The sequence below is a fragment of the Oceanisphaera sp. IT1-181 genome (assembly GCF_033807535.1).
In the GTDB taxonomy this organism is placed as follows: Bacteria; Pseudomonadota; Gammaproteobacteria; order Enterobacterales; family Aeromonadaceae; genus Oceanimonas.
On record NZ_CP136856.1, the window covers coordinates 2,445,017 to 2,463,906 of the forward strand.

Here is an 18,890-nt window from a genome sequence, read left to right on the forward strand (position 1 = left end):
GCCTTTCGGCTTTTTTATGGGCTCGGCTTATTACGCTAAATACAGAGTCCACATAAGTTGTCGGTTTAAGAAGCCAGCATTTTATGGTAAAAATGTGACTTGGGTTATAAAAGTGACTACTTCCTTTATCGCCCCCTTAATCTACTGCACGTTGTGAAGGTTATTATGACTAGCCCATTAAACACCAAATTTGACGAGTACCTTGAATTCCCTTGCCAGTTTCCCTTTAAAATTTTGGGTCTGGCCGATCCACGCCTGCCCGATATGATAGTGGAAGTACTGCAACAGCACGCACCGGGCGATTACAGCCCAACGATAAAGCCCAGCAGCAAAGGCACCTATCACGCGGTCACCATTCCCGTCACCGTGACCAGCAAAGAGCACATAGAAACCCTCTATTTAAAACTGGGTGAGCTAGAACTGGTTAAATACGTACTCTAGGGCCATTTGACCCATCTATTTAGGACAAGCAAATGGCACTCGATCAACTGACAGTACGCCACTGGGGCGAAGCCTCTTATGAAGATGTATGGCACGCCATGCAAGACTTCACCAACCAGCGTGGGCCCGACACCACCGACGAACTCTGGCTGGTGGAGCACCCGCCGGTGTTTACCCAAGGTCAAGCCGGCAAGCCCGAACATATTATTAACCTAGGTGACATTCCCTTGGTGAAAAGTGACCGCGGCGGCCAAGTGACCTATCATGGCCCGGGTCAGTTGATTGTCTATTTGCTGTTAGATGTGCGTCGTAGAAAACTCGGCGTGCGTCATTTGGTCACCAGCATGGAAGTCGCCATCGTTAAGCTGCTCGCCGATTATGACATTAAGGCTTACGCCAAAGCGGATGCGCCCGGTGTCTATGTGGCCAATGCACAGTCAGTAGAAAGTAAAATTGCCTCATTGGGGTTGCGGATCCGCAGAGGTTGCTCTTTTCATGGCTTGGCACTTAACGTTAACATGGACTTAGCGCCTTTCTTGCGCATTAATCCATGTGGCTATGCGGGCCTGCCCATGACCATGAGTGCCCAATTAGGCGGCCCAAACACGATTGACGAAGCTCAGTCCCAACTGATACCCAAGCTGGCAGAACAGCTCGGCTATCCACATCTCTATTACACAACAGAGAAACTCATATTATGAATAAACCTGTGCGCGTCGAGCCTGGCGTAAAATTACGTGACGCCGATAAAATGGCGCTGATCCCGGTCAAATACATGCCCGAGCCGGACGAAGAAGTGTTGCGTAAGCCGGACTGGATGAAGATCAAACTTCCTCCTAGCAGTCAGCGCATTCAGGAATTAAAAAGCATCATGCGCAAGAACGACTTGCACTCAGTGTGTGAAGAAGCTTCTTGTCCTAACTTGTCTGAATGCTTTAACCACGGTACCGCCACCTTTATGATTTTGGGTGCCATTTGTACTCGTCGCTGCCCCTTCTGTGACGTGGCCCACGGCCGTCCACTGGCGGTAAACCCAGACGAGCCAGCAAAGCTGGCCAAGACCATTAAAGAGCTAGCTCTTAAATACGTGGTGATCACTTCAGTTGACCGTGACGACTTGCGTGACGGCGGTGCTCAGCATTTTGTGGACTGTATTAAAGCCATTCGTGAGCACAGCCCGAACACCAAAATCGAGATCTTAACCCCCGATTTTCGTGGCCGCATGGACACCGCATTAGAAATCTTTAAAGACACGCCGCCAGACGTATTCAACCACAACTTAGAAACCGCGCCGCGCCTGTATCGCATGGCCCGCCCCGGTGCCGACTATAAGTGGTCATTAGAATTACTGCGTCGCTTTAAAGAAATGCACCCACAGGTAACCACTAAGTCTGGCTTGATGATGGGCTTAGGCGAAACCAACGACGAGATCGTTGAAGTGCTGAAAGACTTGCGCGCCCACAACGTGGCCATGTTAACGCTGGGCCAGTATCTGCAGCCTAGCCGCCATCACCTGCCGGTGAAACGCTACGTGCCGCCGTCCGAGTTTGCTGAGCTGAAAGACATTGCTGACAGCTTAGGCTTTGAACACGCCGCTTCTGGCCCGCTGGTACGCTCGTCCTACCACGCCGACCTACAAGCACAAGGCATGGAAGTTAAGTAAGGTCTTTTTGGGCAGCTTTACGTTTAACGCTGTACGCCTTACGTCTAAACCCTAAGAAACAAAAAGGAGCCGCGAGGCTCCTTTTTTATTGCCGTCATCCTGACGCACGTCAGGATCTCGCTTTAGGTGTTGGTGTTGGTTTTTTGTTTAGCTTAAGGCTTATCGCTTTCCCTTAGCCGTCATCCTGACGAAGGTCAGAGTCTGCTTTAATGTTTTGTAGGGTCCCCTATTTTAGGCAGAGAGTATTGGACCAAGAACCAAATCTCCATTCAAAAGAGGTCCAATGAATTGGACCCTACATAAAAATGGTTTACGCCTCACTCCTCACCGTTATTCATCAGCCATGACGACGTGATTTCACCGCTTCGGCTAATTGCGCCAGCATGGTTTCGGTGTCGCTCCAACCGATGCAGGCATCTGTGATGCTCTGGCCGTAGACCAGCTCAACACCCTCTTCTAAGTCTTGGCGACCGGCCACTAAGTGGCTTTCTACCATCACGCCCATAATGGCTTGTTGGCCACCGGCGATTTGGCCGCTCACGTCATCAGACACCACCATTTGGCGCTGATACTGCTTGCTGCTGTTGGCGTGGCTAAAATCCACCATGATTTTTTGTGGCAAACCGGCTTTATCCAATTCCGCACACACTGCACTCACATGCTCGCTGCTGTAGTTTGGCTCTTTGCCGCCGCGCAAAATAATGTGGCAGTCTGGATTACCTGTGGTTTCGACAATTGCCGAGTGGCCAAGCTTGGTGACTGATAAGAAGTGATGCGCCGCACTGGCCGCACCTATGGCATCGGCCGCCACTTTAATAGTGCCGTCGGTGCCATTCTTAAAGCCCACTGGGCAAGAAAGACCAGAAGCCAGCTCGCGGTGTACTTGGGATTCAGTAGTGCGTGCGCCAATGGCGCCCCAGCTCATTAAGTCCGCCATGTATTGTGGCGTGATCATGTCGAGAAACTCACTGGCAGTGGGCATGCCCATGTCATTGAGATCCAGCAATAGCTTACGACCGATGCGCAGGCCGTCGTTGATCTGGCAGCTGTTGTCTAAATGCGGATCATTGATTAAGCCTTTCCAGCCTACTGTGGTGCGTGGTTTTTCAAAATACACGCGCATTACTACTTCTAGCGTATCGGCGTACTTCTCACGTAACACCTGCAGCTTTTTGCCATATTCTATCGCGGCTTCTACATTGTGAATCGAACAAGGGCCTATCACCACCAGCAGACGGTCTTCTTCGCCAATTAAAATACGATGAATAGCCTGGCGCGCCTCAAAAACGGTGGCAGAAGCCTTGGCAGTGGCCGGATATTTCTCCAGCACCGCAATCGGCGGCAACAGTTCTTTGATTTGGTTTATACGAATATCGTCTGTTTGAAAATGCATGAGCAACCCTGCTTACAATTTTAAGAGCCTTTGGCTCCGAAATGTCGAAATTTATTGGTTTTTAATCTAGCCCGAGCAGCAGTCACTGTAAACGCTCAATTGGCGCTATTAGGCAATTGTTTGTCTTTAAATGACAAATAGCGCGGAAAATACATGTTTTAGAGTGTAGGGAGAAGAGGGAAGCGTGAAACAAGCGCCGATACCGGGTCGAGCCCGGCATGACAGCCCCGCGCCAAGCACTCAGTTTAAATATAAAATTAAAGACATTTCGCAACGACTCCTTGCGACGAGAGCGCTAAATCCACAGAAAATAAGGATCAAACCTGAAAAAATTTCACTGATTAGGTCTTACAAAAAGCAAAGACCGAGAGCTGGGTTGTGCTCTTACCAATAAGATCCCCTTTCGCCCTTATCTCAGCTTAATTTTTCCGTGGGTTCCTTGGATTCCGTTGCAAAGAGCCTTTAATCTTGAAGTCTTAGTTGTTTACTTTAGTTATGTTGTCCTCTTTGCGCTTTACCCTTCACTCTTTACGCTTCAGCTTCTCTTCTAAGGCTAAAACTGGACAAGTGCTGCCTTGCAGTGGGAATATGCGAGCAGACTTTTAAGATGAGAATAATCATGACTTATATCCTGACCGATGCCGACAAAACCGCCACAGAAAAACTCAATGATGAGCAGCGCTACAACCATTTCGTAAATAAAGTAGCCGAGCACGAACAACTGTGGATTTTAACCGATGAGCACGGCTGCATGATGCTCACTTCAGACGCCGATGAAGACTGCATTCCCGTATGGCCCCACGCCGACTACGCCAAAGCTTGGGCCGTGGACGACTGGGCCCAGTGCAAGCCAGAAGCCATTACCCTAAAAGTGTGGCAGTCCCGCTGGGTGTCCGGCATGGAAGAAGACGAGTTGTTAGTGGCCGTGTTCCCGATCAGTGACGCCGCAGGTGTGTTAGTTGAGCCCGGTGAGTTGCAAGAAGCCTTTGATCATAAGAAGAAAACTGGGCGTCAGAATTGATGCACATTTGGGTTGACGCAGATGCTTGCCCTAAAGTGATCCGCGATATTTTATTTCGCGCCGCCGAGCGCACCCAAACGCCATTAACCATGGTCGCCAATCATCCCTTGCCACTGCCAGGTTCAACGCTTATCAAGCAGCTGCAAGTGCCCCAGGGTTTTGATGTGGCGGATGATGAAATAGTGTCGCGCATTGCCCCGGGCGAGCTGTTAATTACCTCCGATATTCCGCTGGCTGCCGAAGCACTGGAAAAAGGTGCGCTGGTTATCAGTCCGCGGGGTGAAAAGTTTGAACCCGGTACCATTAGGGCCAAACTGACCATGCGTGACTTTATGGACACGCTGCGCTCCAGTGGCATACAAACCGGCGGCCCGCCGACTTTGAGCGCCGCCGATCGCCAAGCCTTTGCCAATCAGCTGGATCAGTTGCTGAGGTAAATTCGTGAAGTGTGAGGCGTGAAGTGTGAGGCGAAAGTGCAGTGAAAAACACCGAACTCGAAAGTGACGGTCATCCCCCTCACGCCTTACACCTCACTCCTCACCTGTTTTTAAACCGAGGTATTTATATGTTGAAGTCTTTAGCATTGAGCTTGAGCCTGTTGTTGTTAACCGCTTGTGCCAGCGTGAGTCAGTACAGTATTTCTGAAAGCGAGATGGAAAAATCTCTCTACACGCTATTAGAACAAGAAATGCCACGCTTGACCCAAGGCTTCGTTGAAACGCAGATTGATAAATTAAATCTGCAAATCGGCCCAGATAACCGTGATGTAGTGCGTTTAAACTTACAAGGTGAAACCGCCATTAACGCCTTAATCGCGCGTTTTCCGGCCAAGTTAGACTTAATCGTTGAAGGTCGCCCTGTGTATGACCGTAAACAAAATGCCATCTTCTTGCGTGACTTAAACCTTATCCAAAGCAAGGTGGATGCATACGGTTATAAAGGTGATGCGGCCATCGCTTCATCCGGCATGATGCAAATTGTGCGCTCGGTATTAGAAAACCAGCCTATCTATCGCCTCGATGGCGGTCGTTATGCATGGCTCAAGAACGCACCCGTAGGCCTAACCATAGCCCCCGGCCGCTTCGTGCTGAGTCCTAAATTTAGCGATTAAGCGACAAATAAGCGCCCTGCGCCCAGCACCAAGCGCCCAAGACAGAAGCACCGAGGCCAAAAAGCTCGGTGCTTTTTTTTGTGCGTGGATAAAGCGGTATCTAGCGCCAAATTAAGCATGACAGACAAAACCGCGGCGAATAAATTGCCGCCTACAAAAGACGAGGGGCTTTGTAGCCGCCAATTTATTCGGCGGTCCTGCGAAGCAGGATATTTTTAAACCAACATCAAACTGCGGCTTATACTCTTTGCCTACAACACTGCCATCTACAAAAGACTAACCGTTGCCGTTGTTGGCCTAATGTCGGGCAATTAACGTATAATGGCGCATAATTTCGTTTCGCTTCCACAACCTTATAGGTAGGTGTGCTATTAGCTCTGCAGTCTTAATGGTGTTTATCCCCACTTTCTTCTTTGTGTCAGTGACGCCTGGCATGTGCATGACCCTCGCCTTGTCCCTCGGCATGACGGTAGGCGTGCGCCGCACACTGTGGATGATGCTGGGTGAGCTAGTCGGTGTGGCCGTGGTGGCCTGTTTGGCGGTGCTTGGCGTGGCGGCGATAATGCTGCAATATCCGCAACTGTTTCAAATCCTCAAATATGCAGGCGGCCTCTATTTAGCGTGGCTGGGCGTGCAGTTATGGCGTTCTAAAGGCAAGTTAGCATTAAACCCTGTCAACTCCGGCCCCCGCCACATTCCCATTACTACCTTAATCAGCCAAGGCTTTATTACCGCTATCGCCAACCCTAAAGGCTGGGCATTTTTTATCGCCTTATTACCGCCTTTTATCGACCAAAGCGCGCCCTTGTTTGGCCAGCTCGCCATCTTAGTGTCGATGATCTTAGTGCTCGAATTTAGCTGCTTAATGCTTTATGCCAGTGGCGGGCGCACCTTAAGCCGCGTGCTACAGCAAAAAGGCAAAGTGAAATTAATGAACCGTATTGCCGGTAGTTTAATGTTGGGAGTGGCGCTTTGGTTAGGCTTGGGTTGAAAAGGATGGGCGCTTGGTTACAAGCAACTCGCGCTTTAGTGCACACCCTCACGAAACAAGGCGGGCTGGCATTATTGCTGGCGGTGCTGGTGATCAGCCTATGTTTGAGTCAGCGCATGGGCCTAAAAGTGGCCTGTGCGGTTGACCACCAAGCCCAGTACTTGGCACAAACCAGCACTCCCGCTTTGGGCATTAATAGCAGTGTAGATTTAGGGAAAAAAGACTCAGTAACTGAGCCAGATCATGACTCGTGCAGCTTAAGCGAGCAATTATTAAGTAAGGTGTTCCAGAACTTAGACCCCTTATTTATTGCTATCATCTTACTGTTTGCGCTGTGGCTAGCGCCATTAACAGTGCTGCGCTTTAGCCGACGCACTATTACTCCGTTATTGTTTTCTGGTCGACGGCGGCACTTAGTGCTGTGCGTGTTCCGAGAGTGAGCAAAACGCACGCCTCGTTTTCGCTTAACTTATTTATCGGAGATTTTATTTTGAACAGATTCAAGACTCTTTTTATCTGGCTACTCAGCCCATGGCTGCTGTTAACGTCATTAACTGCATTAGCTAACCCCCTTAACTTGCCAGGAAGTGGCTGGCAACAAGCGCCCGAGCACCCACCAGTGCAAGTGCGCTTGGTACAAGCTGGCCCCTATAACGCCGAGCAAAATCATTACCCTGCCCTGCTGCAAGTGCGCTTAACGGACGACTGGAAAACCTATTGGCGCTCGCCGGGTGAAGGCGGCATAGCACCGCGCTTAGACTGGCAAGCCTCAGACAATTTAGCGGACGTTAACTGGCAATGGCCGATGCCTGAGCGCTTTAGTTTACTCGGTATTGAGACTCAAGGTTATCAGCATGAAGTGGACTTTCCGCTACAACTGACCCCCTCCGACACCGGCCAAGCCAGTACCTTTAATGCTCAATTAACCCTGCCCAGCTGCACTACCGTGTGCGTGCTCACCGACTATCAATTGCAGTTACCGCTGGATGCTAACTGGCAGGTAGACGAGCAATTAAGTCATGACTATCAACAAGCCGTGGCTAAAGTGCCGCGCGTGGCCAGCCTAGTAAGTAGCGAGACACTCACTTGGGACAAAGCCAGCCAGCAGCTAGAAATCACCCTTAATAATGAGCGCGGTTGGCAGCAACCGGCCATTTATGTGGATGAGCTGGACGAGGCGATTTTTAGCCAGCCTACCTTCGCTATAAACGATCAACAATTGCAAGTGCGCTTTCAGGTCAGCAGCTGGGACGATGAGCTTAATTTAGACCAGCAAGCCATCGTCATCACCGCTATCGATGAAGGGTTGGCCGAAGAGCTGCACGCCAATATTAGCGCCGGCACTTTGGCACCCTTAAGCGAAAACGTGCCCGCTTTAGGTTGGATATTATTGTATGCCGTGCTCGGCGGTTTGATCTTAAACATCATGCCCTGCGTATTGCCGGTGCTGGGCCTTAAGCTCAATAGCTTAGTGCTGGGCGAACGAAAGCAGGTACGCGCTCCCCTGTTGTGGTCGGCGTTTGGCATCATGTTGTCGTTTTGGCTACTGGCCGCCTTTATGTTGGTGCTCACCTGGTCTGGCGCGCAATTAGGCTGGGGCATACAGTTTCAACAACCGGCCTTTATCGGCTTTATGTTACTGATCACCGCCCTGTTCTCGCTCAACTTGTTTGGCTTGTTTGAAGTGCGCTTACCCAGCAGCCTGAATACTTGGTTAGCCACGCGCCCCGGCCATGGCAATGGCGGCCACGTGCTGCAAGGCATGTTTGCCACCTTATTAGCCACGCCTTGTAGTGCGCCCTTCTTGGGCACGGCCGTGGCGGTGGCCTTGGCCTCATCACCGGTGGTGTTAGTGGCCATCTTTACCGGCTTAGGGTTAGGCATGGCCTTGCCGTGGTTGTTACTGGCGTTATTCCCCAGTGTTATCCGTGCACTGCCTAAACCTGGGCTTTGGATGGAAAAGGTAAAATGGCTGTTTGGCCTTATGTTGCTGGCCACCAGTTTGTGGTTATTGTCATTACTCAGCTACACCTTAGGCGCGGGCATCACTTGGGCGTTGGCCGCATTACTGATAGTGCTGCCAATCTGGTCTTTGATCCGACAATACGGCGCGCGCGGTTTAATGTTCGGCTTAGCGGGTATGTTATTACTCGGCGCCGTGGCCGGTGTGGGCGCTATGTTTACCCAGTCTCATTGGGTGAGCCCCATTGAAGACAACCTAAACTGGCAACCGTTAGATGCCAGCCGTATTGCGGAAGAGGTCGCCGCCGGCAAGCGGGTGTTTGTAGATGTGACCGCAGACTGGTGTATTACTTGCCAAGCCAACAAAATCGGCGTCACGCTGCGTGACCCTGTGTACTCCGCACTGCAAGCAGACGACATAGTGTTAATGCGCGGTGATTGGACACGGCCAAACAGTGCCATTACCGATTATTTGCATGCCAACCAAAGAGCCGGTATTCCGTTTAACCAAGTGTTTGGCCCCGGCCTGCCGCAAGGTAAGGCTCTAGAAGTCTTGCTCACCACCAACAAGGTGATCAGTGCCTTGGATGAGGCGAAACAATGAAACGTTCATTATTAGGTCGCATCGGTAAAGCCATCGCTTACTTGCTGCTATTAATGGTGATAGTCACCGCAGTAGATGTATGGCGCAGCCAAGACTTACCCACAGAAGTGGCAGCCCTTGGCACCATGACCACATTATCTGGTGATGAAATTGACTTAGGCGCCATGAGCGCTAAGCAGCCAGTATTAGTCTACGTATGGGCCAGCTGGTGCGGGGTATGCCGTATCGTTTCACCCATGGTGGATATGGTGGGCGCACCGGTCGTCAGCATAGCGCTGTCTTCCGGCCATGATCGCAAGGTAAGCGGCTATGTACGGGAAAAGGGTTATGACTTTTCCGTGGTTAACGATACAGATAATCACTTAGGCCAAACGCTGGGCATTAGAGTCACGCCCACGCTAATGGTCGCTTACAAAGGCGAGCTGCGTTACGCCACCGCCGGCATCACTACTCTTCCCGGAATGTATGCTCGCTTATGGGTGGCCCATGTATTGAATTAAGCCACGAGCTGAAGACACACACTAAAAATTAAAGCGCAAATAGAAAGCCGTGCTCATTAGAGTGCGGCTTTTTCTGAAGGTAGCGTGATAATGTTATGAATAGCTAAAACTGCACCATCTCCTACTAGCATCACCCCGCCCAACCGACATACATCCTTTCTATCTGAGCAGGTATTGACTTGCCTAGCGTACATCTTCCGTGCCCTTCTAATACTCATGACTCCATTTTTCGTATGCTACTAATGAACTTAATTAAGCTAATTAATGCTGATTTTATCCACATCAAGGTAGTTGCACGAAAGCCTTTATGTGACACAGATCGCACCGCCCAGTATTGTTAACAATAATATGTAGATTGTTAACTCTGGCATGTTACATTTGTTCACATGAACTGTAGGTTTTGTTTTAAATGAGTCTTTTCATGACAATCATGTCAACCCCCCATAAGGGTTGATAACAATTGTCGCGGAACACCAATAGGAAGATGTAATCCATGACTGTGCATAAAATGAACAATCCCGAGCTAATGCCATCCACGGATAAGGACCGGGATATCAATATTTGGGACTTCACCATGCTCTGGGCGGGCATGACCATCAACATGGGAGCCTTCACCATGGGGGCCCAGTTGTATCCTGGATTGTCTCCTTGGACTATCATAGGTGCGATTCTGGCCGCCTATGCCATTGTGACGACCATTCTGATTCTGGCTGGTGATATTGGACTGCGTTACGGTATTCCCTTCACCGTTTATATCCGTAGTTGCTTCGGTTATCAGGGCGCCAAGATCCCTGCAGCCTTTCGCGCCATTCCTGCCTGTTTCTGGTTTGGCTTTCAGACTTGGGTGGCGGCCGTTGCCATTGGCAAGGTACTGGAGTTGTGGATAGGCTATAGCAACACCACCATTCTTATCCTGATCTTCGGGGTACTGCAGGTAGTCAATGCCATCTATGGCATGAAAGCCATGGCCAAGTTCGACTGGGTCGCCATTCCGGCGCTGACCATACTGATCGGTCTGGTTACCTTCTGGTTGCTGGATAACAATAACGCCACCATCGGTGACGTGCTGGCCGCACCTTCGCTGAATGATGGATCTTTCTGGTTCGCGGTAATGGCTATCGCAGGCATCTGGATCACCATGGGTCTGAACAGCCCGGATATGACCCGTAAGCTGGAGCGCTCTCGCGACCACAGCAGCAAGAATTTCTTTATCCGTAACCGCAAGCCCTTTTTCGCCCAGATCTCCGGCCTTATCGTGATTGGCTCCGGTATTCTGATGGTGGGCATGATTGGCGGTATCCTCACCGGCACTTGGGACCCGATCGAAATCGTACTGAACTCCATGAATTCGCCAATCGTGTTGATCCTGAGCATGATCACCATCGCCTTTGCCCAGTGGTCCACCAACACAGTGGCCAACCTGATGCCGTCCGCTCTTATCCTGATGAACGTCTTCCCCAGACTGACTTTTGGCCAGGGTGTGTCCATCTCCGGTGCCATCGGCCTGCTGATGATGCCTTGGGTGTTTGCCGATAACCTGCTGTGGTTCAGCGTTATTACTTCCGGTTTGCTGGGTCCGGTAGCGGGTATCATGCTGACCGACTTCTATCTGTTGCGCCGTGGTCAGTTAAACGTGGACGACTTTTATAACCCTCTGGGACCCTTCGTTTATCAGAACAATTACAACCTGCGGGCCTTCTTGGTCTACGGTCTGTCCTTCGTCTGCAGCCTAGTGCTCATCGACTATGCGTTCTTTGTCGGGCTGGTAGTGAGCGTGTTGGGCTATTACGTGATAATGAAACCCATTGTCCGTCCTGCCGGTGTCGCTGCAGTTCCCGCAAAATCCTGAGTCTTTAGCGTTAGTTGTACCTTTGGCCCCCTTTGGGGGCCTTTTTTGTTATTGGAGTCTATGGTCTGCCAAACTGACATCGCCAGTACCATTAAGACGAATGAAAAAATCTTCTCAGAGCACAAAACAAAACCATGCTTTAAAGCAATGAAAGTGGTCGCTACTGCCTTATAATCGCCAGCGCAATTAGAGTTTGCTTAAGCTTTTCTTATGAGGGCCAACCCATCAAGTTACCTATCGAAACAGAGAATGAAGTAGAGAGTTCTGCAGCAGCCAGCTGGGCGCCTTGTCCTAAGTGTCAGGGGCGCGGCCGGATCAGTCAGAAGATCCGCAAGAAAGTGAAGCTCAGCTATCAGGCAGCGCTAGCGCAGTTTGAAAAGAACGGCGGCACGGCTCCTGCTCTCCCTAAAGCACACTTATCTTCATGCCCAAACTGTGGCGGATCTGGACTGATCGCGGCTCTTACCCCACCGGTAGCCGATACAGAAAACTATCCAACTGTGGCGATCATTGGAGGCGGCATTGGCGGCGTAGCATTGGCGGTGGCCTGTTTACACCGTGGCATTCCGTTCACCCTTTATGAGCGCGATAGTGGCTTTGAAGCTCGCTCTCAGGGTTATGGCCTCACCTTGCAACAAGCGAGCAAAGCCATCGAAGGCTTAGGTATTTTCTCTCTCGATAAGGGCGTGGTGTCTACTCGCCATGTGGTACACACCACTGACGGCAAAGTGCTTGGCGAATGGGGCATGAGAAAGTGGCTGCACTCAGATAGCACTTCTGCGCCTAAGCGCACTAACGTGCATATCGCCCGTCAGTCTTTGCGCTTAGCGCTGCTGGAACAATTGGGTGCCCACCTGAATGAACTCCCAAATACACACAGCTGCGTAAAATGGGGCCATCAGTTGGTCGACTTTAAAGAGACTGATAAAGGCGTTGAGCTGAGCTTTGAGGTGAACGGACAAATACAAAGCGCCAAAGCGGACTTGGTGGTGGGTGCCGATGGTATTAGAAGTGTCGTTCGCCACTTAGCTTTGGGGCACGACATAAGCTCCCTGCGTTATTTGGATTGCATGGTGATCTTAGGGATCTGCCCATTAAGTGCGCTTGAAGGCGTAGACAGTGATTTACTGGACTCTGCTACGGTATTTCAAACCGCCAATGGCCATGAGCGTATTTATATCATGCCCTACGACGCCGATTCTGTGATGTGGCAATTAAGCTTTCCTATGGCAGAAAACGAAGCTAGAGCCTTGAGTGCCCAAGGCACTGCAGCGCTAAAGGCAGAAGCCTGCAAGCGCACCCAGTGGCACTCGCCCATTCCGCAGATTTTGGCAGCCACTCAGGATGCACAAATTTCTGGCTATCCGGTGTATGACCGCGCCTTACTCACGCCAGAATTATTGGCAAGCGCAGGTCCCATTACATTGCTTGGCGATGCGGCGCACCCCATGAGCCCGTTTAAAGGGCAAGGCGCTAACCAAGCGTTGCTCGATGCATTATCACTGGCACGCATTATTGTCAGAAGCTGCCGGCCACAATCGAACTGGCGCGATGCAGGCATTCGCAACCGCGTGTTAGGCGAGTTTGAAGCTGAGATGCTAGAGCGCAGCGCCACTAAAGTGACGGATTCAGCAGACGCGGCGCAATTTCTGCACTCGGATGTGGTGCTGCATGAGAGCGATGAACCTAGAGGGCGTTGTTTAAAGTAACAAATGCTGAAAACAAACAGGCACCTAAATAAAGCTGATACAGAAAGATGAATTCAGTCACCAGCCGCGCTCACTAGAGCGCGGCTTTTTTGTTGAGGCCCCTTTTGTTAAGGCCCCGTCGCAGAGGAACAACAGCTTTGCTGTATAAATCTCGACCTTAATGCCTAAATAGGTATAATGCAGACTGACTTATAACCATAAGTCATATCCTAAGGGGTGGCAGTTACGATTGCCTGAGATGCGCAGACGCGAACCCTTTGAACCTGATCCGGCTAATACCGGCGTAGGAATAGGAAGCCGCAACGCTTTGCTCTGCTCTCACCTGCCTGCTCTCGTCGTTACCCGGTTTTCGTATCTATAACCTATAGATCTATGCGGAGACTTGAAATGCCAAAATTACCTTTTTTACCCTCAGCGGTATCTTCAGCCGTGGCTTTAGGCCTAATGGCCGCGTTACCGACTTATGCAGTCGCGGCTGAGGTTTATACCCTAGACACCACCACCGTTACGTCCAGCTTTCGTGATGACAGCCTGCAAGAAACTGCGGCCAGCGTAAGCGTGATTGATGAAGCTGAGCTCAATAAGCCCGGCAACAATCATCTTGAAGACGTATTGGCGCAAACGCCTAACGTAAACTTGAGCGCCGGTGCCTCGCGCGGCAAATATTACCAGATCCGCGGTGTGGGCGAGCGCAGCCAGTTTATTGGTGCAGTTAATCCTTCGGTAGGTGTGTTGGTCGATGGCATAGACATGAGCGCCATGACCTTAGGTGCCACCTTGCTGGACACTAAACAGGTAGAAGTGCTGCGTGGCCCACAAAGTAGTTTGTATGGCGCCAACGCCTTGGCTGGCCTAATCAACATTAGCGCCAATGAGCCTACCGACACCTTAACAGGTGATGTGGAACTGACGGTGGCTGAGTACAACACCCAGAACTTAGCGGCGGCCGTAGGCGGGCCTATTAGCGACAATGTCTCCTATCGCGTTGCCGCCCAGCGCAATACCAGCGATGGTTTTGTGAAAAACGATTACCTAAATCGCGACGACACTAACAATATTGATGAAACCCTGCTGCGCACTAAGTTTCGCATTGCCGTCAGTGAAGATTTGGACTTAGACCTCACCGCCTTTTACGCCAATGTTGATAACGGTTATGACGCCTTTTCTCTGGATAATACCCGCCATACCTTATCGGATAACCCAGGCCACGACCGCCAAGAAACGCTGGCACTGTCGGGTAAAACGACTTGGTATGGCAATGAGAACTTTATTCAGGAAACATCCATCAGCGTCAATAAGAGCGATCTAGAATATGGTTTTGACGTAGACTGGACCTATCCAAGCCTACACCCTGACACCTACAGCGCCACCGATAATTACCAAAGGGACGAGCGCGGTGCCACCGTCGATGTGCGCTTTATTTCCACCGAAGAGTCTCGGCTATTTAACGACAGCACCGACTGGACCGGCGGCCTATATTATTTTCATCGCAGCTCAGATTTAACCCGCGATTACACCTATCTGCCGAGCACCTTTACCAGTGAGTATGACGCGAACCGCTATGCGGGTTACGGCGAACTCTCCACCGGGCTGACCGACAAGCTTACCTGGATCAACGGCCTGCGCTTAGAAGAAGATAATACCCTCTATAGCGACAGTGACGGCAACCGCAGCAAGCCCACCGAACTATTATGGGGTGGGCGCATGGCGCTGGAATACCAAACCAGCGAGACCCAAATGCTCTATGGCTTGATCGCTCGTGGCTACAAGGTGGGCGGCTATAACTCTAACGGCAAGTTGCCTGACACACTGCGCAATTTTGATTCCGAAACCCTGTGGAACTACGAGTTAGGTGCCAAACATAACTTGTTAGACGACAGCTTACACACCCAAGTGGCGGTGTTCTTTCAGCAAAGAGACGACGCGCAAATTAATGGCTCACGCACAGTGGTGCGCCCAGATAACTCCAGTGAATACGTAGATTACACAGCCAATGCCGATCGAGCCTATAGCTACGGCTTAGAAGCCCAAGCTCAGTGGCAAGCGACGCACGCCGTGCGTTTGCACGCCAGCCTAGGCTTGCTACAAACCGAGTTAAAAGAGCCCGGTGCCAACTTTGATGGCCGCGACGCGGCACACGCTCCCGAATACCAATTTGCGCTTGGCGTGAGCTTTGATCATGGCAGCGGCTGGTTTTCAGGCTTAGATGTGGAAGGTAAAGAGGCGTTTTATTTCTCCGACAGTCATAACGCCCGTTCGGACGCCTATGCACTGCTCAATGCGCGCTTTGGTTATCAGTTAGATAACTGGACTGTGACCTTGTGGGGCAAAAATCTCACCGATGAAGAATATGCGGTACGTGGCTTTGAGTTCCCGAACGACCCGCGTAAAGGCTACATCACGGAGCAGTATGTACAGCAAGGCGCACCACGCATGTTTGGCCTGACCACCAAGTATTCGTTCTAAATAATCAGCCTGTATACGCTGCGCAAGAAATAACAAAAGCCGCACTCATTGAGGGCGGCTTTTTTGTTGTGAGACGTACATCAGCACAACTCATGAGCTAAAGCAGGTGGCTACAAAAGACGGGCTGGTCTTTTAGCTTGGTGGTTAGCGCTACCTTTTCCTCTTTACTGTCTGAAACCGTTCCGCCTGCGGCGCAATGCGAGAGCAAGCGTTCGCCTACAACAACCATGTTTCTTTTTAGCCCGGCGCTTGGTGCTAGGCGTTTGTTTATGTCGTCCCCTTCACTCTTTACCCATCCCCCTTCACCAAGCCTGCTGCCCGCTGCACTTTTTGGTGCATCCATGCCAAGCCTAATAACGCCAAGCCTAAGCCCATAAAGGCGGACACACGCCACAGGCCTTGCAGGCCGTCCATATCGATTAAGAAAATCTTGGCGATCACCAGCCCCAATAAAATCATGCCGGCTTTATAAATCAGCGGATAGCCTTTTTTAGTGGCATAAGTAATGCCAATAATGGCGTACAGCATGCCCACCACTGAGTAGGTATAGAGCTCTCCGCTATTCAGGCCAGACCAAAGCTCCATATCACTGCCGCGCCAGAGCTGGCGTATTTCAAGGGCGCTAAACAACATAAAGGCCCCTCCCGCTACCACCAATGCCCACTGTCTGATCGCCACCGATTTTGGTAGCAATTGAGGGAAACGATTGAGCATTATCGCCAGTGCTAATGCCAGCAACACGGGGCCACCATAAGCGGGCAGCAGCATATTAAATAGCCGAATGTCACTTATCTCAGCCCCGCCCCACCAAGGGTTATACACGCTTATCAATACCAGATAACTGAGGCTAGACAGGCCCAGCAGTAGCAAAGCACAGCCACCATATAACCAAGCCAACTGTTGAGCGGCGCGGCCACGCAGCAGGTAAGTCATACTGAGCCCACCCCACAACAGCGTATTAATGGTGGCTTCGGTAAAGCTGTATTGCTGACTAAAAATATCGCCATCGTAGAGCCAATAGCGCAGCTCGGCACCCAAAAATAACACCAACAAGTGCAGCGTGGCGGCTTCCAGCCAAGGGCGAATGGCGTCACTGCGGTCGGATAAATAAGTCGCGATGCCAGCCAGTAACGTGCTACCGCCGTAGGTCCATAACACCCAGCTCCATGGGCTTAACGTTTGGTTAAGCTCATAACTCGCCAGCCAAGGATTAAAGGTAAGGCGCGCCACTACGATGGCCAAGACCACTTTTAATAACAGATACAGCTGCGGCATCCGATACTGGCGGGCTAACCACACTAGACTGACAAACTGCACCGCCAGCGCCAGCGTGAGTGAGGCCTCGCGCAACGCCATGGTCACCGCCAGCGCATAACTGATATGACTCGCCAACACAGCCCAAACGGCGCCGTTCTGTACGGCTAAATTTTGTACGCCTGTATTTTGCACATCTTTAGAAGGTTGCAAGAATTTGGCTAAGGCACCATATACGGTGGCAGCCAGCAAGGCACCCAGCGCCCAATCAATACTGGGCTCAATGCCGTGCAGCAGTATCCAGCCCAAACTTAACCACACCAAAGGGCTGAGCAAGGTAAAAGAAGCCCAACATTTTGATGTGGGTTGTTGGCGCCACTGCCACCAGCCTACTGCTGCACACAACAAGGCCGACAACAGCAAATAACTGATAAAGGAAACGTGCAGCTCAAGCGGCAGCTGCACCAGATAAATCATGTCTAGGCCAGCTCGTGTCACATAAGCCAACCACCCCAACGCACTGGCGATCACCGCCGCCCAAGGTAAATACCAAAATGTATGTTGTTGAATTGAGTTAGGGCTGGCCCACACAGACACAGGTAATAAAGCGGGTATTTTTAGCGTCGGCAGCCATAACACCACCGGCCAAATCAGCAGCCAGCTCCAGAACAGCGGGCTGGGGCTAAGACTAGGCTGACCGGCAATGGACACGCCCCACGCCAATAACAGGCTCAGCATAGCCGCGCGTAAATGACGTGCGCCGACCTGATCTTTATCCGTTAACAGCACAAAAATGGCCAACAGCACTGCCAAATATAGGGGGATTTCAAACCCTATTACAGGTGCGATTGCTTGCGGCGTAAACAATGCCGCCAGCCACCATAAGAGCGCGCCCGCCAAGGTGGCATACCAAAGCCAATCACGAAATACAAAGCGCATCAGCAACAGCGAGCTAAAGGTAATTAAGACACTGTAACTCAGCACAAAGGTGATACTGCCTGCATCACTGTCGATTAATAGCGGCACTATATAAGCACCACTCAAGCCCATCAGCGCCAATAAAGGGCCGTGCAGCCGTGCTAACACCATAGTGCTCAGCGAGACAACCGCCAGTAGCGTTAAACCAAGCAAGGGGCCTATCAACTGATAATGATGAATGCCCGCCAACAAGGCCGCATACAAAGTCACGCTGCCGCCACCGGCCAGTGCGGCAAAAATTTGATCGCGGTACCCATGGCGGCGGCGTAAATATTCGGCTGCAGTATGCAATACCGCACCCACACTGAGCGCCAGCAACAGTTGCAGCACTGGGCCCAATAAGCCTTCGCTTACCGAATAGTGCACCATAAAAATACCCGCCAGTGCCAAGCTCAAACCACCGAGCCACACCATCCAGTTTTCTTTGAGAGACTGCATAAATGGCGACGGCAGCGGCGCTTGAACTTGACGGGTAGCCTGAGCGGCTGGCTTCACCGTCGGTTTGTTGGGCGAGCTTGCTGGCATGGCCGTATCCGCAGAGGCGGGCGCGCTAGCGGTCTTTATGACGGGAATCTTGATGGGAATGCTGGATTGTGGCGCTTGCGGCTTAAGCTCTTGCGATATTAATTCCTGCGCTTGGCTAAGCTCCATTTGCTGGCGTAACTCATTAACCTCACGGCTCAGTGAGTTAATACGTAAGGTCTGTTGCTTAAGGTTTCGGTAAGCGAGAAAGCCAAATATCGCGCCTACGGGAAAAAACAGCACGACCCCGGCCGCTAAAATGATGAGTATTACTTCCAAGCTGTTCGCCCTCTTCCCTAAATAAAATGCTCACCCGACGCCAAAACCAGCGCTCATGTCTCTGTGATAAATCGCCATAACAAGCCGTCAGTCTATCTTCTTTGCCGCTATTACTCACCACAGCGTGTCGGCTTATTGGCCATAAAA

General features: G+C 51.1%; 15 protein-coding genes and 1 riboswitch. Of the genes, 13 read left to right on the forward strand and 2 right to left on the reverse strand.

What is annotated here, in order from left to right; translation table 11 throughout:
* Nucleotides 1-165: 165 nt before the first annotated feature.
* From ybeD to lipA, 3 genes are read left to right on the forward strand one after another with little or no spacing between them, the layout of a single operon-like run.
* Nucleotides 166-441 (forward strand): DUF493 family protein YbeD, encoded by a 276-nt coding sequence (gene ybeD, locus R0134_RS10890; protein ID WP_319781937.1) that lies wholly within the window; start codon nt 166-168, stop codon nt 439-441.
* Between the two features lie 32 nt (nt 442-473).
* A complete protein-coding gene (lipB, locus tag R0134_RS10895; RefSeq protein ID WP_319781939.1) occupies nt 474-1,142 on the forward strand; it encodes a lipoyl(octanoyl) transferase LipB in 669 nt (222 codons plus the stop codon).
* Nucleotides 1,139-2,104 (forward strand): lipoyl synthase, encoded by a 966-nt coding sequence (gene lipA / locus R0134_RS10900; RefSeq protein WP_319781941.1) that lies wholly within the window; start codon nt 1,139-1,141, stop codon nt 2,102-2,104. Before lipB ends, lipA begins: the two co-directional genes overlap by 4 nt.
* A gap of 337 nt (nt 2,105-2,441) precedes the next feature.
* On the opposite strand, the gene aroG is transcribed toward lipA, so the two are convergent.
* Nucleotides 2,442-3,497: a 3-deoxy-7-phosphoheptulonate synthase AroG gene (aroG, locus tag R0134_RS10905; protein WP_319781942.1), complete on the reverse strand. Its 1,056-nt coding sequence runs from the start codon at nt 3,495-3,497 to the stop codon at nt 2,442-2,444.
* 619 nt (nt 3,498-4,116) lie between these two features.
* Here aroG and R0134_RS10910 point away from each other — a divergent pair.
* The 10 genes from R0134_RS10910 (at nt 4,117) to R0134_RS10955 (ending at nt 15,710) form a co-directional block, all read left to right on the forward strand.
* Nucleotides 4,117-4,518: a DUF2750 domain-containing protein gene (locus tag R0134_RS10910; RefSeq protein ID WP_319781943.1), complete on the forward strand. Its 402-nt coding sequence runs from the start codon at nt 4,117-4,119 to the stop codon at nt 4,516-4,518.
* Nucleotides 4,518-4,955 (forward strand): YaiI/YqxD family protein, encoded by a 438-nt coding sequence (locus R0134_RS10915; RefSeq protein WP_319781944.1) that lies wholly within the window; start codon nt 4,518-4,520, stop codon nt 4,953-4,955. The genes R0134_RS10910 and R0134_RS10915 overlap by 1 nt, the downstream gene beginning before the upstream one ends.
* A gap of 41 nt (nt 4,956-4,996) precedes the next feature.
* Nucleotides 4,997-5,629, forward strand: a complete 633-nt coding sequence (locus R0134_RS10920; RefSeq protein WP_319781945.1) for a DUF1439 domain-containing protein — start codon at nt 4,997-4,999, stop codon at nt 5,627-5,629.
* Nucleotides 5,630-6,017: 388 nt separating this feature from the next.
* Nucleotides 6,018-6,620: a LysE family translocator gene (locus R0134_RS10925; protein ID WP_319781946.1), complete on the forward strand. Its 603-nt coding sequence runs from the start codon at nt 6,018-6,020 to the stop codon at nt 6,618-6,620.
* A gap of 5 nt (nt 6,621-6,625) precedes the next feature.
* Nucleotides 6,626-7,060 carry a hypothetical protein gene (locus R0134_RS10930; protein ID WP_319781947.1) on the forward strand — a complete coding sequence of 145 codons (435 nt, stop codon included), beginning with the start codon at nt 6,626-6,628 and terminating at the stop codon, nt 7,058-7,060.
* A 50-nt stretch (nt 7,061-7,110) separates the two neighbouring features.
* On the forward strand, nt 7,111-9,186 hold the full coding sequence (locus R0134_RS10935; RefSeq protein ID WP_319781948.1) for a protein-disulfide reductase DsbD family protein: 2,076 nt from the start codon (nt 7,111-7,113) through the stop codon (nt 9,184-9,186).
* The gene (locus R0134_RS10940; protein WP_319781949.1) at nt 9,183-9,686 is read left to right on the forward strand and encodes a protein disulfide oxidoreductase; all 504 of its coding nucleotides are present in this window, start codon (nt 9,183-9,185) and stop codon (nt 9,684-9,686) included. The genes R0134_RS10935 and R0134_RS10940 overlap by 4 nt, the downstream gene beginning before the upstream one ends.
* 526 nt (nt 9,687-10,212) lie before the next feature.
* Nucleotides 10,213-11,535, forward strand: coding sequence for a cytosine permease (locus R0134_RS10945; protein WP_319784356.1), 1,323 nt, complete (start codon nt 10,213-10,215; stop codon nt 11,533-11,535).
* Nucleotides 11,536-12,035: 500 nt separating this feature from the next.
* Nucleotides 12,036-13,244 (forward strand): NAD(P)/FAD-dependent oxidoreductase, encoded by a 1,209-nt coding sequence (locus R0134_RS10950; protein ID WP_319781950.1) that lies wholly within the window; start codon nt 12,036-12,038, stop codon nt 13,242-13,244.
* 202 nt (nt 13,245-13,446) lie between these two features.
* A riboswitch (TPP riboswitch) is annotated at nt 13,447-13,551 on the forward strand.
* 80 nt (nt 13,552-13,631) lie between these two features.
* The gene (locus tag R0134_RS10955) at nt 13,632-15,710 is read left to right on the forward strand and encodes a TonB-dependent receptor (protein ID WP_319781952.1); all 2,079 of its coding nucleotides are present in this window, start codon (nt 13,632-13,634) and stop codon (nt 15,708-15,710) included.
* 288 nt (nt 15,711-15,998) lie between these two features.
* On the opposite strand, the gene R0134_RS10960 is transcribed toward R0134_RS10955, so the two are convergent.
* Nucleotides 15,999-18,743 (reverse strand): DUF2339 domain-containing protein, encoded by a 2,745-nt coding sequence (locus R0134_RS10960; RefSeq protein WP_319781953.1) that lies wholly within the window; start codon nt 18,741-18,743, stop codon nt 15,999-16,001.
* Nucleotides 18,744-18,890: the final 147 nt, after the last annotated feature.

What these genes read in the sequence shown, in the direction of transcription:
- ybeD (WP_319781937.1), top strand. Translation starts at nt 166, where the DNA reads ATGACTAGCCCATTAAACACCAAATTTGACGAGTACCTTGAATTCCCT.
- lipB (WP_319781939.1), top strand. Translation starts at nt 474, where the DNA reads ATGGCACTCGATCAACTGACAGTACGCCACTGGGGCGAAGCCTCTTAT.
- lipA (WP_319781941.1), top strand. Translation starts at nt 1,139, where the DNA reads ATGAATAAACCTGTGCGCGTCGAGCCTGGCGTAAAATTACGTGACGCC.
- aroG (WP_319781942.1), bottom strand. Translation starts at nt 3,497, where the DNA reads ATGCATTTTCAAACAGACGATATTCGTATAAACCAAATCAAAGAACTG.
- R0134_RS10910 (WP_319781943.1), top strand. Translation starts at nt 4,117, where the DNA reads ATGACTTATATCCTGACCGATGCCGACAAAACCGCCACAGAAAAACTC.
- R0134_RS10915 (WP_319781944.1), top strand. Translation starts at nt 4,518, where the DNA reads ATGCACATTTGGGTTGACGCAGATGCTTGCCCTAAAGTGATCCGCGAT.
- R0134_RS10925 (WP_319781946.1), top strand. Translation starts at nt 6,018, where the DNA reads ATGGTGTTTATCCCCACTTTCTTCTTTGTGTCAGTGACGCCTGGCATG.
- R0134_RS10930 (WP_319781947.1), top strand. Translation starts at nt 6,626, where the DNA reads ATGGGCGCTTGGTTACAAGCAACTCGCGCTTTAGTGCACACCCTCACG.
- R0134_RS10940 (WP_319781949.1), top strand. Translation starts at nt 9,183, where the DNA reads ATGAAACGTTCATTATTAGGTCGCATCGGTAAAGCCATCGCTTACTTG.
- R0134_RS10945 (WP_319784356.1), top strand. Translation starts at nt 10,213, where the DNA reads ATGCCATCCACGGATAAGGACCGGGATATCAATATTTGGGACTTCACC.
- R0134_RS10955 (WP_319781952.1), top strand. Translation starts at nt 13,632, where the DNA reads ATGCCAAAATTACCTTTTTTACCCTCAGCGGTATCTTCAGCCGTGGCT.